12 protein-coding genes and 1 tRNA gene are annotated in these 13902 nt (G+C 67.5%); 10 read left to right on the top strand and 3 right to left on the bottom strand.

Going from position 1 to position 13902, the window contains the following annotated elements; all coding sequences use genetic code 11:
- Positions 1–17: 17 nt before the first annotated feature.
- The gene (locus H8N03_RS18585; protein WP_187077697.1) at positions 18–2801 is read right to left on the bottom strand and encodes an aminotransferase class I/II-fold pyridoxal phosphate-dependent enzyme; all 2784 of its coding nucleotides are present in this window, start codon (positions 2799–2801) and stop codon (positions 18–20) included.
- 194 nt (positions 2802–2995) lie between these two features.
- Here H8N03_RS18585 and H8N03_RS18580 point away from each other — a divergent pair, with 194 nt between their 5' ends.
- The 3 genes from H8N03_RS18580 to H8N03_RS18570 are packed head-to-tail and all read left to right on the top strand — an operon-like array spanning position 2996 to position 6149.
- Entirely contained in the window at positions 2996–3559 is a 564-nt protein-coding gene (locus H8N03_RS18580; protein WP_187077696.1) for a DUF3302 domain-containing protein, read from the top strand.
- Complete coding sequence (locus tag H8N03_RS18575; RefSeq protein ID WP_187077695.1) at positions 3559–4776, top strand: HlyD family secretion protein; 1218 nt, start codon at positions 3559–3561, stop codon at positions 4774–4776. The genes H8N03_RS18580 and H8N03_RS18575 overlap by 1 nt, the downstream gene beginning before the upstream one ends.
- Positions 4776–6149 (top strand): efflux transporter outer membrane subunit, encoded by a 1374-nt coding sequence (locus H8N03_RS18570; protein ID WP_187077694.1) that lies wholly within the window; start codon positions 4776–4778, stop codon positions 6147–6149. Before H8N03_RS18575 ends, H8N03_RS18570 begins: the two co-directional genes overlap by 1 nt.
- A gap of 91 nt (positions 6150–6240) precedes the next feature.
- Here H8N03_RS18570 and H8N03_RS18565 read toward each other — a convergent pair.
- Positions 6241–6314 (bottom strand) — tRNA-Gly (locus H8N03_RS18565).
- 250 nt (positions 6315–6564) lie between these two features.
- Between H8N03_RS18565 and H8N03_RS18560 the strand changes: the two genes are divergently transcribed.
- The 7 genes from H8N03_RS18560 to H8N03_RS18530 all read left to right on the top strand — a co-directional run bounded on the left by H8N03_RS18560 (position 6565) and on the right by H8N03_RS18530 (position 12759).
- Positions 6565–7374 carry a hypothetical protein gene (locus tag H8N03_RS18560; protein WP_187077693.1) on the top strand — a complete coding sequence of 270 codons (810 nt, stop codon included), beginning with the start codon at positions 6565–6567 and terminating at the stop codon, positions 7372–7374.
- A 14-nt stretch (positions 7375–7388) separates the two neighbouring features.
- Positions 7389–8576 (top strand): branched-chain amino acid ABC transporter substrate-binding protein, encoded by a 1188-nt coding sequence (locus tag H8N03_RS18555; protein WP_187077692.1) that lies wholly within the window; start codon positions 7389–7391, stop codon positions 8574–8576.
- 232 nt (positions 8577–8808) lie between these two features.
- A complete protein-coding gene (locus H8N03_RS18550; protein ID WP_187077691.1) occupies positions 8809–9330 on the top strand; it encodes a TRAP transporter small permease in 522 nt (173 codons plus the stop codon).
- Positions 9327–10625: a TRAP transporter large permease gene (locus H8N03_RS18545; RefSeq protein ID WP_187077690.1), complete on the top strand. Its 1299-nt coding sequence runs from the start codon at positions 9327–9329 to the stop codon at positions 10623–10625. The genes H8N03_RS18550 and H8N03_RS18545 overlap by 4 nt, the downstream gene beginning before the upstream one ends.
- A gap of 88 nt (positions 10626–10713) precedes the next feature.
- Positions 10714–11748, top strand: coding sequence for a DctP family TRAP transporter solute-binding subunit (locus H8N03_RS18540; RefSeq protein WP_187077689.1), 1035 nt, complete (start codon positions 10714–10716; stop codon positions 11746–11748).
- A gap of 85 nt (positions 11749–11833) precedes the next feature.
- On the top strand, positions 11834–12298 hold the full coding sequence (locus H8N03_RS18535) for a hypothetical protein (RefSeq protein ID WP_187077688.1): 465 nt from the start codon (positions 11834–11836) through the stop codon (positions 12296–12298).
- Positions 12295–12759: an LEA/WHy family protein gene (locus H8N03_RS18530; RefSeq protein ID WP_187077687.1), complete on the top strand. Its 465-nt coding sequence runs from the start codon at positions 12295–12297 to the stop codon at positions 12757–12759. The genes H8N03_RS18535 and H8N03_RS18530 overlap by 4 nt, the downstream gene beginning before the upstream one ends.
- A 305-nt stretch (positions 12760–13064) precedes the next feature.
- Here the strand turns inward: H8N03_RS18530 and H8N03_RS18525 are convergent, their stop codons facing one another.
- Complete coding sequence (locus tag H8N03_RS18525; RefSeq protein ID WP_187077686.1) at positions 13065–13901, bottom strand: LOG family protein; 837 nt, start codon at positions 13899–13901, stop codon at positions 13065–13067.
- Between the last annotated feature and the right edge of the window lies 1 nt (position 13902).

Here is a 13902-nt window from a genome sequence, read left to right as displayed (position 1 = left end):
CCTCTGGAATGTCGGCTCTACAGGTCGGCCGGCGACGACTTCTTGCCCCTCTTGCCCAGCGACTCCGGCTTCAGCAGCTTCAGCCCGAGCGACGCGTCGTAGCCGTGGATCTCCTTCACGTCCAGCTTGCGCATGAAGGTGATGGTGTCCGCCTCGATCACCTGCCCCGGCACCATGATCGGGAAGCCGGGCGGGTACGGGATGACGAAGTTCGCGGACACCAGCGGCGGGCCGTTGCGGATGCGCTCGTCGATCTGCGGATCGTTCAGCTTGATGTGGTCGCAGTCCTCGCCGCGGTAGGCGGTGAAGAAGGCGGCGCGCATGTGGCCCTGGGAGGTGCCGGCCTCGACGTTGTCGCGGAAGGCGTCGTGGAAGCGGCTGAAGTTGGGCAGGTCCGGCACGTCCTCCATCAGCGACTTGACGCGTGCGGCGAAAGCCTCGCGCTCCACCGGCTCGGCCTCCTTCAGGCGCTGGTCCACGTCGCGCGCCACGTCCGCCAGCACCTTCAGCAGGTGGGCGATGTCGCTGCGCGTGTTGTTGATGTTGGTCTGCACCAGGATCGAGTTGCGCGACGTCTTGTTGATCTGCACGTCGTACTTGCTCGCGAGCAGGCCCTTGAACTGCGTGCCGTCGAAGCCCGCGCGGCCGGTGACGATGGTCAGGCGGGTCGGGTCCAGGGCGAACTCGTCCTCGTGCCACGCGTCCACCACCTTGTTCCAGGAGGCACCGTTGCGGCCGTAGTCCTCGACGCCCGAGGCGCGGAACTCCCTGGGCACCATCTCGCCCGGCGTGAGGATGCGGAAGTACTTGGAGATCAGCGGGTGGTTGTTCACCTGGCGCCGCAGGTCCAGCGCGAGGTCGATCGCCGACATGACCAGCTCGTAGCCTTCCAGCTCCATCTGGCGGCGGGCGAGGTCCAGCGACGCGATGATCTGCTGGTTGGGCGACGTCGACGTGTGCGTGTAGAAGGCCTCGTGGAACTGCTCCTCGATCTCGTGGAAGTCCTGGTCCTTCACGAAGATCATGGACCCCTGGCGCAGCGCCGACATCGACTTGTGCGTGGAGTTGGCCTGGTAGACGCGGATGCGCGCCTTCTCCGGGTCGGGCAGCAGGCGCGTCTCGAGCAGCGCGGGGTTGCCGGCGTCCAGGTCCGCGCCCACCTTGCCGCCCATGGACTTCTTCCACTCCGCGTATTCGGCGCGGTAGGCCTCGGACGCGAACTTCTCCTCCAGCGCCGCGGCCGCGCCCATGGCGGTGCGAACCCGGTGGAAGGGCGAGAAGCGCGCGAAGCCGAACCACGCCTCGTCCCACAGGAAGATCAGGTCCGGCTTGATGGCCAGGCATTCCTCCATGACGCGGCGGCAGTTGTACATGTGCCCGTCGAACGTGCAGTTGGTCAGGTCCAGCATGCGGACCTTGTCCAGGTTGCCCTCTGCCTTCAGCGTGAGCAGCGCCTGCTTGATGGTGCGCAGCGGCACGGCGCCGTACATGGAGTACTCCACCATCGGGAAGGCTTCCACGTACAGCGGCTGCGAGCCGGCCAGCACCAGGCCGTAGTGGTGCGACTTGTGGCAGTTGCGGTCGATGAGCACGATGTCACCGGGCCGGCACACCGCCTGCACGATGATCTTGTTCGATGTGGACGTGCCGTTGGTGCCGAAGAAAACCTTGTCGGCCCCGAAGGCGCGCGCCGCCTTGTCCTGCGCTTCCTTGATGTTGCCCGCCGGGTCCAGCAGGCTGTCGAGGCCGCCGGTGGTGGCGGACGACTCGGCCAGGAACAGGTTGGCGCCGTAGAACTGGCCCATGTCCTTGATCCAGTTCGACTTGAAGATCGACTTGCCGCGCGCCACGGGCAGCGCGTGGAAGGTGCCGATCGGCCGCGCCGCGTACTTCTTGAGGTTGTCGAAGAAGGGCGTGGCGTAGCGCTCCTGCACGCCGGCCATGATGCTCAGGTGCAGCTCCATCAGCTCCTCGATCTCGTAGAAGACGCGGCGCACCAGGCGGCTCTGCTCGCTGGTGGCGGCCTCCTCCACGCCGCGCTCGCTCACGAGGTAGATGTCCAGCTCGGGGCGGACCTTCTTGATCGCCGAGGCGAGCTGCAGGCCATAGGCGCTGGGCATGCCGTCGTCGGAAATCTTCACGTGCCGGCGGATCAGCTCGCCCAGCTCGGACAGGGCGTGGCGCGACTTGTACTGGAAGCCGTCGTAGATCACGACGGCCTGCAGGTTGGTGTTGACGATGACCGCCACCATGGCGTCCTCGAAGCTCGAGGCCTGCACGGGCTCGTAGGTGAACGGGTCCTCGGGCCGGCGCAGCTTGCGCAGCTCGCGCTGCGAGCTGTTCGTGCGGGAGGCCTCGGGCGCCACGGTGAGCAGCTCGAAGTAGGGCTTGTAGGTGCCGTCGACGAGGCCCGGCGGCAGGCGGTCGGCGAGGCTGGTCTCCGTTTCCTCCTCGAGCACCCAGGCGGAGGGGTCGCGCCGGTAGGCGCCGGAGAAGATGGTGCTCTTCATGCGGTGCACCGCGCCCGCGAACGCAGCGCCGTCGCCGCCGGCGAGCAGGTCGCGCAGCGAATGCATCAGCGCCGGGCCGGGGTAGGCCCAGAAGTGCTCCAGCGGCTCCATGCCATCGAGCAGCGTGCGGATCTCGCCGAGCAGCTTGTCGCTGCTGCCGCCGCGGCCCGCGCCGTAGGCCTCCGCGCAGGCCTCGAGCCGGCTCCAGCGGTCGCGGCGGGCGTCCGTCGCGGAGAAGAAATCGGCGAGGGTCAGCTCGCTGGGCTTGTCGGCGGCTCTTTCCTTGGCCATGGGGGTCCTCCGGGCAAATGGGAAGGGACTGCTACTGCAGGGTGCGGGCAGACTACGCTTCGGCCCGTGGCGCGCCCATAGGGCTTAGGGGCAACCCGGCTGCCCCGCCGCCGGTAGGCACAAAGGGCAATTCCGCGGCCCCGGCGCGTGGGGCACGCTTCCGGCTGCATTACTTCCCGAAAGCGGAGCACCTCATGAACCTGCGACGCGCCCTCGCCTGGCCGGCGCTGCTTTCGCCCCTGGCGGCGCACGCCTCGTTCCTGTCCGGGGAAGCCCTGGATTCGGCGGCCAACGTCCTGTCCTGGGTCATCATCTTCATCGTCCCGGCCATCGCGATCGCGGCCTTCTGGATCGTGCACGTGATGCCGGAGAAGATCGCGGAGAAGCGCCACCATCCGCAGAAGGACTCCATCCACGTGCTGTGCCTGCTGTCGCTGTTCTTCGGCGGCATGCTGTGGCCTTTCGCGTGGCTGTGGGCCTACTCGCGGCCCATCGCCCACCGCGCGGTCTACGGCACCGACAAGCACGAGGACTACTACCTGGAGCTCGGCAACCTGGCCGTCGCCGGCAAGCTGCCGCCGGAGCAGGTCGCGCAACTGCGCATCGAGCTGGCCGCCATGGCCGCCAAGGGCCCGCTGCCGCCCGAGCTCCAGCGGCTGACGGAGCGCCTGGAGACGCTGCCGGCCGCGCGCTCGCAGCCCGTGCTGGCCGCCGTCGACCCGCCCCGGGCCGAAGCGGTGGCGGGAGGAGCACGGTAATGGAAGTCCTGCTGCTCGCGATCTACTCGTTCTTCGTCTGGCTGATCTTCTTCAAGTTCAAGTGGCTGCCGTGGAACACGGCCTCCATGGTCATCGTGGTCACCATCCCGGTGGTGGGCCTCACCGCGCTGATCCTGGCCCTCAACGTCTTCGCGCCTTCGTCGCATGACGTCCGGGTGATCAAGTACGTCGCGAACATCTCCTCGCAGGTGCGCGGGCGGGTGATCGAGGTGGCGGACGGCAACAAGCCCTTGCGCAAGGGCGACGTCCTGTACCGCGTCGACCCCACCCCCTACCAGCTGCAGGTGAATGCGCTGGAAGCGCAGCTCGCCAATACGGTGGGCAGCAGCCGCGAGCTGGAGGAGCAGCTGGCGGGCTCCGTGGCGCAGGTTTCGTCCTCGCGGTCGGCCATCGACCAGGCGGCGGCGCGCGTCGCGCAGGCGGGCGCCGAGCTGGAACTGGCCACGCGGCGCGCGGCGCAGAACCGCGAGCTGGTGGCGAAGGGCGCGGGCAACCGCTTCGACCTGGAGCAGGCGGAGACCAACCTTCGCAATGCGCAGAGCGCGCTCGATAGCGCCCGCAGCGCCGAGGCGCAGGCCCGCAGCGCGTGGGGCCAGGCCCTCGCCGGCGAGCGCCAGATCCGCCAGCGCATGGGGGCGAAGTCCGGCGGCGAGTGGGCGCAGATCGCGCAGACGCGCGCACAGCTGGAACAGGCGAAGTGGGAGCTGGCGCAGACCGTCGCCTATGCGCCCGCGAACGGCACGCCCGTGAACGTGCAGCTGCGCCCTGGCGCGATGGTGGCCGTGCTGGCCAACACGCCGTCGCTCTCCTTCGTGGAAGACGAGTTCACGGTCGTTGCGCTCTACGACCAGAACGAGCTCACGCAGGTGAAGCCGGGCGACGAGGCCGAGATCGTGCTGGAGACCCTGCCGGGCGAGATCATCAAGGCGAAGGTGGACTCCATCATCTGGGCGCAGGGCCAGGGCCAGTCCGTCAACAGCGTCGCACTGCCGCAGACCGGCGCGGCCGGGCCGCCTCCGGCGCGCTTCCCCGTCAAGCTGACCGTGGACCCCAAGTTCCGCGACGTCTTCTTCGCAGCCGGCGCGCGGGGCAACGCGGCGATCTACACGGAGAGCGGCGAGATGATCCACATCATCCGCAAGGTGATCCTGCGGATCAACACCAAGATCAACTACCTCATCCTGAAGCTGCACTGATGCGCCGCCTGCCCCTCGCCCTCGCGTGCGCGGCCCTCGCCGGCGGCTGCGCGCTCAAGACGCCGCCGGATGCCGGGCAGATCCGGTCCCAGGCGCTGCCGAACACGCAGGTGCCGGGGCAGTGGACCGGCGGGCCGACGGCGCCCGGCCCGGTGACGAATGGCTGGGTGACGCAGTTCCAGGACCCGCAGCTCGAACGGCTGATCGCCGAAGCGGTGGCCTACAACCCCGACCTGCAGATCGCCGCCGCGCGCGTGGAAGCCGCGGAGGCGAGCGCGCGTGCCGCGGGGGCCGCCCTCTATCCGACGGTGAACCTCGCGGGGCATGGGGGCGGCAAGGCGGGCGGGGACGGGAGCGGCGTCTCAGGCATCGGCTTGTTCGCGAGCTGGGAGCTGGACTTGTGGGGGCGCGTTCGCGCTTCCCGTGCGGCGGCAACGGCGACCTACGAAGCAACGGCGCTCGATGCCGTGTACGCGCGCGAGTCGATCGCGGCCCTGGTGGCCAAGAGCTGGTTCATGGCGCGCGAGGCCGCGGTGCAGCGGGCGATTGCAGGGGACATGATCCAGTCGTCGCAGGCGCTGGTGGACCTCTCGCGCGAGCGCGTGCGCGTGGGCAAGTCCGACGAGCTGGAAGTCAGCCAGGCCGAGGCAAGCGCGCTCTCGTACCGCGACGTGCAACTGCAGGCGGAGATCGCGCGGTTGAATGCGTTGCGGGCGATCGAGATCCTGGCGGGGCGGTATCCGTCCGGCTCGGTGGATCCGGGCGTGACGCTGCCAGCGCTGCCGGGGCCGGTGCCGGCGGGGTTGCCGTCGGAGCTGCTGGAGCGGCGGCCGGACGTGCGGGCTGCCGAACGCCGGATTGCCGCTGCTTTCTATCGGACCGAGCAGGCGAAGGCTGCGCGGTTGCCGGCGATCTCGCTGACGGCGAGCGTGAGTTCGATCAGCAGCGACATTTTCCTGATGAAGGAGCGCGACAACCCGGTCTGGAGCGTCGGGGCGACGCTGCTGGCGCCGATCTTCAATGCGGGGGCGTTGCAGGCGCAGGTGGATGCGCGGAGCGCGGAGCAGAAGGCGGCGATCGCCGACTACGGCCGGATCGGCTCACGGGCGTTCGGGGAAGTGGAAGGGGCGCTGTCGCAGTCGTTCACGCTGGACTCCCGTGCCGACGTGCTGACGCGCGCCGTCCGCGCGAACGAATCGGCCCTGGGCTTTGCCCGGACGCGATACGACGTGGGCAGCGGAGACTTGCGCGGGGTGCAGAACCAGCAGCTGGCGCTGCATGCGGCGCGGGCTACGCTGGCGAGGGTGCAGGGGGAGAGGTTGATCCAGCGGGTGAACCTGCACCTGGCGCTGGGGGGTGGGTTCGCCCCGTAGTCGTCATTCCCGCGAAGGCGGGAACCCAGGGCTTCCCAGACTTTCCGCGACAGCGGGAATGCCCCGTATTTCAGAGGCTTCCGAAGGGATCTGGAGCGGGCGATGGGAATCGAACCCACGTCTTGAGCTTGGGAAGCTCAGGTCCTGCCATTGAACGACGCCCGCGGTTCAGGGGCGGATTCTAGCCGGTTCCACCTCGAGAACTACGAGCGATGCGCGATTTGGGCGCCCACCTCCGTGCTGAAGCGCGCCACAGCTGCAGATAGCAACATTTGGGGATGACGCTAGACGCACCAAGCGGCTAGCGTCGGCCTCTCACTCCAGGCACGGCGAAATGGCACCACGGAGCAGATCCCAGAGCAAGCCACCGGACCCCAACCCGGCTGCGGGGTTCAGTTTGGACATCCTCCGGCTCGTGACGATCATTCCCCAGATTCGGGGGCCAATCCAACTCGCCGGGTTCCTCTTCTCGGTTTTTTCTGCAGCTCTGATCCAAGCTGTCAATCCCAACAACGTGCAATCTCTCGTTGTAGTGGGGGCGATCTCGGTAGCGCTTATTTCCATTCCCCTTTTGTATCGCCCCGAGATTCTCTCTATCTTCAAGCCGAATCATCGGCCAGTCGTGGTGCTTGCCACTTTGCTGATCCTCCTGATCTCATTCGGAGGGCTTGCAGCCGTGACCTACAAGAGTGTCATTCTGACCCCCAAGGGTGCTCGGTTCGACACCAGCCTGTCGGATGAAAAGGTGACAGTGTTAGGGCCACGTCCGGATGGAAAGTACCGCGTACAAATCATCTGGAATCTTTTCCCCATTTCGAGGTCGGCCGACGAATCGGCAAGTGTATTTATCGGAATGGCGGTCCTCCACGATGACGATCTCGTGAAGGCCGCCGGCATAGGTCAGTCAACGCAGCGCTCTTGCCAGGAAGTGGAGAGTTGTCTTGGCTACAGGGTGTTTACCGAATACGGGAAGTCGCCCCTGCTCGTCAAAGGCGGCACCAGCGGAACCATGTTGACAACAGTCATCGACATCCCTAGGCGGCCCAAACGCCTGCGCATCTGGTGGGAGTTCTATCAGCGTGAGGGGATGACCGAGGGAGAGAAGTGTGTAGTTGACCATGAGACCCCAGGTGTCCAGGACGGAATTCCTCCCCTCGCCATCTACCGGGGCCAAGATCGAACTGAGTGCTATCGGTCCTACGGGCAGCGCGTCATAGAACTTTGAAGGAGACATTGAACATGGCGGCCTATCGTCTTCAGCTCACAGCAGCCCTGCTTCTGACTGTTTGGTACTCATCTGCCAATGCCGTGTGCGGGCTGGCGAGTGACATCGGCGCAGGTGGCGGCAATAGTGGCGGGGGAAGTGGCGGAAAGACCATCAAGATCGGTCACGTTGCCCCGCTCTCCGGACCGCAGGCTCACTATGGCAAGGACAACGAGAATGGTGTCCGCATGGCCATCGAGGATCTCAACGGACAAGGGATCTCAATTGGTAGTGAGAAGGTCAGATTCGAAATCCAAGCGGAAGACGACGCCGCCGACCCGAAGCAGGGTACAGCGGCCGCGCAAAAGCTGTGTGACGCCAAGGTGGCCGGCGTGGTGGGTCACCTGAACTCCGGCACCACGATCCCAGCGTCCAAGGTCTATCACGACTGCGGCATCCCGCACGTCACCGGCGCAGCAACGAACCCGGCGCTGACCAAGCCTGGCTATGACACCACCTATCGAATCATTGCCAACGACAACGCGTTGGGCGCTGCGCTGGCACTCTACGCCGCAGACAGGCTGAAGCTGAAGAAGGTCGCGATCATTGACGACCGCACCGCCTACGGCCAAGGCGTCGCCGAAGTGTTCAAGAAGACCGCCGTGTCCAAAGGCATGCAAGTCGTCGACGAGCAGTTCACCAATGACAAGGCGACAGACTTCATGGCTATCCTAACCGCCGTAAAGTCTAAGAATCCCGATGCGATCTTCTATGGCGGGATGGATCCGCAGGCCGGGCCGATGCTGCGCCAGATGGAGCAACTCGGCATGACCAACATCAAGTACTTTGGCGGGGACGGCATCTGCACCTCCGAGATCGCCAAGCTGTCTGCCGGCGCCAAGACTCTGAATAACGTAGTCTGTGCCGAGGGCGGCGCCTCCATTGCCAAAATGCCGCGCGGCGAGACCTGGAAGAAGCGCTATGACGCCAAGTACCCGGGCCAGTTTCAAGTGTACAGTCCGTACACCTACGACGCCACGCTCGTGCTGGTCGACGCCATGAAGCGCGCTGGCTCTGCCGATCCGAAGAAGTACATCCGCTTCCTACAGAACACCAATTGCACGGGTGTCACCGCGCAAATTTCGTTTGAGAAAACCGGTGAGCTCAAGAACGCGGCGACCACCCTATACCAGTACAAGGACGGAAAGAAGCAACCACTCTAAGGCACGCTCCACTTGGCGGATATGGGTACGATGCAAGAAGTCGCCCGTTCGCGATCAGCATCGCGCTGGCGCGCCCCAGAGGCACTTCGTTTCCGGCACTGATGCCCCAGCCCGCTACGCCGCTCGTGTTGGACGGCCTCCATGGCAAAACGTCAGCCGTTTCGCCCGTAGTGAAAAGATGTACTCCGTCGCGCGTCTCTAGAATTCGAGCGGCCGCTGTAGTACACGAGCCATGCCCCAACCCACCGAAACCGGCCACGACCTCCCGCCGGTCCCCGGCTCCCCCGACGAGCCCACCCGCATCCCCCTCGCCATCGAAGACTGGCTCACCGTCATCGTGATGGCGCTGCTGGCGCTCATCACCTTCGCCAACGTCATCGCCCGGTACTTCACCTCCCAGTCCTTCGCCTGGACCGAGGAGTTCTCGATCTTCCTGATGATCGTGCTGGCCATGGTGGCGGGGTCGGCCGCCGTGGCGCGCAACGCGAACATCCGCATCGAGTTCTTCGCCGACAGCGGCTCGCCCGCGCGGCAGCGGGCGCTGGCGCGGTTCGGGGCGCTGATGGTGTTCGTGCTGTTCGCGCTGATGGCGGTGCTGTCCGGACGCACGCTGTACGACGATATCCGCTTCGGCGAGACCTCGCCCGGCATCGGCGTGCCGCAGTGGTGGTACACGGTGTGGCTGCCGGTGCTGTCGGTCGCCATCGCCGGGCGCGCGCTGGGCCTGTTCTTCCGCCGCGGGCGGCAGCCATGATCGCGACGCTGCTGTTCGTGGCCTTCCTGGCCATGCTGCTGCTGGGCGTGCCGATCGGCGCCGCGCTCGGACTGGCCGGCGCCGCCTGTATCGCGCTCGCGAACCTCGACACGCAGTGGTACGGCCTGCTCGCCGTGCCGCAGAACTTCTACGCGGGCCTGGGCAAGTACCCGCTGCTCGCCATCCCCATGTTCGTGCTGGTCGGCTCGATCTTCGACCGCTCCGGCGTGGCGCTGCGGCTGGTGAACTTCGCCATCGCGATCGTCGGGCGCGGGCCGGGCATGCTGCCGCTGGTGGCGATCGCGGTCGCGATGTTCCTGGGCGGCATCTCGGGGTCGGGGCCGGCCAACGCCGCCGCGGTGGGCGCGGTGATGATCGCGGCGATGTCGCGCGCGGGCTACCCGGCCTCGTATTCGGCCAGCGTGGTCGGCGCCGCGGCCGCCACCGACATCCTGATCCCGCCCTCGGTGGCGTTCATCGTCTACTCGGTGCTGGTGCCGGGCGCGTCGGTCCCCGCGCTGTTCGCAGCCGGCATGATCCCCGGCGTGCTCGCCGGCATCGCACTGATGGTGCCCGCGGTGTGGATGGCGCGCCGCCACGGCATGGGGAAGGCGGAAGCCGACCTGCCTCGCCCGCCCTTCTGGCGCAGCCTTCGCGACGCGAGCTGGGGGCTGATCGCGCCCGTGCTGATCCTGGGCGGCATGCGCGCCGGCTGGTTCACGCCGACGGAGGCCGCGGTCGTCGCGGTGTTCTACGGGCTCTTCGTGGGCATGGTGATCCACCGCACGATCCAGGTCCGCGACCTCTTCACCATCCTGCGCGAGTCGGGCGAGCTGTCGGCGGTGATCCTGCTGGTGGTGTCGCTGGCGGGCATCTTCGCGTACTCGCTGTCGACGCTGGGCGTGATCGATCCGGTGACGAAGGCGATCGTGAATTCCGGGCTGGGCGAGTACGGCGTGCTGGCGCTGTTGATCCTGATGCTGGTGACCGTCGGCATGTTCCTCGACGGCGTGTCGATCTTCCTCATCTTCGTGCCGCTGCTGCTGCCGATCGTCCAGTACTACAAGTGGGACCCGGTGTGGTTCGGGGTGATCCTGACGTTGAAGGTGGCGCTGGGGCAGTTCACGCCGCCGCTGGCGGTGAACCTGATGGTGTCGTGCCGGATCGCTGGGGTGCCGATGGAGAGCACCGTGCGGTGGGTCGGGTGGATGCTGGCGAGCATGGCATTCGTGATGGTGCTCGTGATTGCGTTCCCGTCGCTCGCCACGTGGTTGCCGCGCGTATTGGGGTATTGATGGGTGATCGCTGGGGTTCGCGTTCGCGAAACCCAGCCTACGGGCCGTGCGAGGCCCAACATGGTTTTTTTCTGAAGGAGACGTTTCGATGAAGTTCCGCCGCACCCTGCTCGGGTTGGCCATGGCCGCTACGGCGCTCGCGTTCACGCAAGGCGCGATCGCGCAGTCCAACTACAAGGCCGAATACAAGATGTCGCTGGTGCTGGGCCCGCCCACGCCGTGGGGCATGTCCGGCAAGATCTGGGCCGACCTGGTGAAGGAGCGGACGCAGGGCCGCATCAACATCAAGCTGTACCCCGGCGTCTCGCTGATCCAGGGCGACCAGACGCGCGAGTTCAGCGCGCTGCGCCAGGGCGTGATCGACATGGCCGTGGGCTCCACGATCAACTGGTCGCCGCAGATCAAGGAACTGAACCTGTTCTCGCTGCCCTTCCTGACGCCCGACTACGCCGGCCTCGACGCGCTGACGCAGGGCGACGTGGGCAAGAAGATCTTCGCGGCGGTGGACAAGGCGGGCGCGATGCCGCTGGCCTGGTCCGAGAACGGCTTCCGCGAGCTGACGAACAGCAAGAAGGCGATCCGCACGCCGGTAGACCTCAAGGGCATGAAGATCCGCGTGGTCGGCTCGCCCCTGTTCTCCGACACGTTCACCGCCCTCGGCGCCAACCCCACGCAAATGAGCTGGGCCGACGCGCAGCCCGCGCTGGCCAGCGGCGCCGTGGACGGCCAGGAGAACCCGATGTACCTGTACACCATGCTGAAGATGCATACGGTGGGCCAGAAGTACATCACCACCTGGGGCTACATGGCCGACCCGCTGATCTACGTCGTCAACAAGGACGTGTGGAACTCGTGGACGCCCGCCGATCGCGAGATCGTGAAGCAGGCCGCCATCGACGCGGGCAAGCAGGGCATCGCCCTCTCGCGCAAGGGCCTCGTCGAAGCCGACAAGCCGCTGATGAAGGAAGCCGCCGCCAACGGCGCGACCGTCGTCAACCTGACCGCCGCCGAGCGCGAAGCCTTCGTGAAGGCCACGCGCCCCGTGTACGCGAAGTGGAAGAACACGATCGGCGCCGACCTCGTGAACGCGGCGGAAAAGGCGATCGCGGGCAGCCGCAAGTAAAGCCCGGGCCGCTCTCCTGCGCGGCTTTCCACGGGTGGGGGACTGGGCGTATCCTGTGATCCGCCCGTTCCCCCGTGGAGGCCGCATGAGGGCACCCGTGCTTCTTTCCAACCTGGCCAGCCTCTGCGCGCTGGCCGCCTGCGCGACGACGCCGGACCCGGTGGTCGTCCCGCTCGCTCCCGCGCCGTCCAACGCGGGGAGCTTCGCGCAAGCCACCCTGCTCCCCGCGCCCGATGGCACGCGCATGACCGTCTTCTTCACGGCGGCGGGGCCGCAGCCCACGTCGCCGCTGCACGTCTACACGTACCTGTACGAAGGCCGCTGCGAGGCGCTGCCGCAGCAGCCCGCGCGCGCGCTCAACGACAACGTGCTGGTGCGCACCGCCAACGGCGACATCGCGCAGTCGCGCCGCGGTGCGTTCATGCTGTCGCATGCGGTGCCGCTGCCGCTGGCGGAGCTGGCGGACGGTCGCTACGCGCTCGTGCTGCGCTCGTCACCTGCCGACGGTGGCGGGCTGCTGTATTGCGGCGAACTGCGGGGTCTCGCATGATGCGCCGGCGCCAGGCGATGCCCGCCGCCCTGCTCCTGCTGGCGGGGTGCGCTTCGCTGCCGGGCCGCGAGCCGCCCGTGGTGCAGGTCGCCGACCTGCAGGCGGCGGACGGCGAAGGCATGGAGTTGCGCTTCCTGTGCGTGCTGCGCGTGCAGAACCCGAACGAGGCGCCGCTGGACTTCCGCGGCGTGGTGATCGACCTGCAGGTGCGCGGCAGCGCTTTCGCGAGCGGCGTGGCGGACCTCGCGGGCACGGTGCCGCCTTTCGGCGAAGTGCTCGTCACCGTTCCGGTGACCGCGTCGGCCGTGAACCTCGCGCGGCTGGCGATCGGGCTCTTCATGGGCGAGGAGCGGCCGCGGGTCGATTACCACCTGCGCGGCCGCATCGGCAGCGCGCGGTTCGAGTCGCGTGGCGAGCTCACGCTGCCTGGGTGGCCGGGGAGCGGGGGGATGCGCAGCTGAGGCGGGCGCGCGCCGGAAACCTGGGCCCGCGGAACGCGGGAAACCTGGGCCCGCGGAACGCGGGAAACCTGCGCCCGCGGAACGCGGGAAACCTGCGCCCGCGGAACGCGGGAAACACGTAGGGTGGCCGGCGGCACGCCGGGAAGGTGAGCGCAGCGAACCCCACCGATCGATGCGCGTGCGTCACCGCTGCTCGGTGGGGTTCGCTGTCGCTCACCGTCCGCGGCTTCGCCGCGCCACCCTACGGTCTCCGGTTCCGTCGCGCCATCCGGCAAGGCCCAGGAGATTCCCCACGCGCGCCAGCATCAGTCCATGCGCAGGTCCGCGCGCAACGCCTGCACGAGTTCCTCCGGCGTCGCCACGAACTTCAGGAACGCGAGCTCGTCGCGCCGCACGGTGCGGCGGGCGACCATGTCGTCCAGGCGTGCGTCGAGCGCTTTCCAGTACCTGGCGCGGTCGCCGAAGAAGTAGACGGGCACGGGCAGCACCTGGCGGCTCTTGATCATCTCGACGACCTGGTAGATCTCCCATTCCGTGCCGGTTCCGCCGGGGGTGAACACCATCGCCGCGGAGTGCTTGATCATCGCCGCCTCGCGTGCGGCGACGCTGGAGAAGATGAGGCCGTGGGTGACGTGCGCATTCAGCGCCTTGGTGGGGTCGCCGCCGTAAGGACGCTGGGGCGTGGGCGTGGGCGTGCGGTCGTAGTAGGTGGTGTAGCCGACGCTGGGCGCACCCGCTTCGGCGGCACCGCGGTTGGCGGCATCCATGAGGCCGGGGCCGGCCCCGGTCATGACGGGGACGGTGCGGCCATAACGAGCGCCCCACTGGTGGGCGAAGCTGCGAACCGCGGCGTAGATCGGGTCGTCGTTCTCGCCGATGCGCGAGCTGCCGAAGATCGTGACGTAGCCGCGCGGGAAGCTGCGTGCCTGGATGGCGTCGCTGCAGGCGAAGTCGCGCGCGAAGTCCTCGGGCTTCAGCAAGTTCTCCACGCCCAGGTAGGGCGCGACGTAGAGGCCATTCGGGACGCTGGCGACGACGGGGCAGCTGTCCGCGGCCATGCGCCCGGCGGGCATGGCGCAGGCGGAGAGCAGCGCGGCGGTCGCCAGCAGCAGCGGCAGTCGGAGGGCGATGGTCTGGTTCATG

It is taken from the genome of Ramlibacter cellulosilyticus, assembly GCF_014297465.1.
GTDB lineage: Bacteria > Pseudomonadota > Gammaproteobacteria > Burkholderiales > Burkholderiaceae_C > Ramlibacter > Ramlibacter cellulosilyticus.
This window is presented reverse-complemented; position numbering and strand designations above follow the sequence as displayed.

Coding starts and splice junctions, on each gene's coding strand:
- H8N03_RS18540 (WP_187077689.1), top strand. CDS start 10,714: ATGAAGTTCCGCCGCACCCTGCTCGGGTTGGCCATGGCCGCTACGGCG.
- H8N03_RS18525 (WP_187077686.1), bottom strand. CDS start 13,901: ATGAACCAGACCATCGCCCTCCGACTGCCGCTGCTGCTGGCGACCGCC.
- H8N03_RS18570 (WP_187077694.1), top strand. CDS start 4,776: ATGCGCCGCCTGCCCCTCGCCCTCGCGTGCGCGGCCCTCGCCGGCGGC.
- H8N03_RS18550 (WP_187077691.1), top strand. CDS start 8,809: ATGCCCCAACCCACCGAAACCGGCCACGACCTCCCGCCGGTCCCCGGC.
- H8N03_RS18530 (WP_187077687.1), top strand. CDS start 12,295: ATGATGCGCCGGCGCCAGGCGATGCCCGCCGCCCTGCTCCTGCTGGCG.
- H8N03_RS18580 (WP_187077696.1), top strand. CDS start 2,996: ATGAACCTGCGACGCGCCCTCGCCTGGCCGGCGCTGCTTTCGCCCCTG.
- H8N03_RS18555 (WP_187077692.1), top strand. CDS start 7,389: ATGGCGGCCTATCGTCTTCAGCTCACAGCAGCCCTGCTTCTGACTGTT.
- H8N03_RS18575 (WP_187077695.1), top strand. CDS start 3,559: ATGGAAGTCCTGCTGCTCGCGATCTACTCGTTCTTCGTCTGGCTGATC.
- H8N03_RS18585 (WP_187077697.1), bottom strand. CDS start 2,801: ATGGCCAAGGAAAGAGCCGCCGACAAGCCCAGCGAGCTGACCCTCGCC.
- H8N03_RS18535 (WP_187077688.1), top strand. CDS start 11,834: ATGAGGGCACCCGTGCTTCTTTCCAACCTGGCCAGCCTCTGCGCGCTG.
- H8N03_RS18545 (WP_187077690.1), top strand. CDS start 9,327: ATGATCGCGACGCTGCTGTTCGTGGCCTTCCTGGCCATGCTGCTGCTG.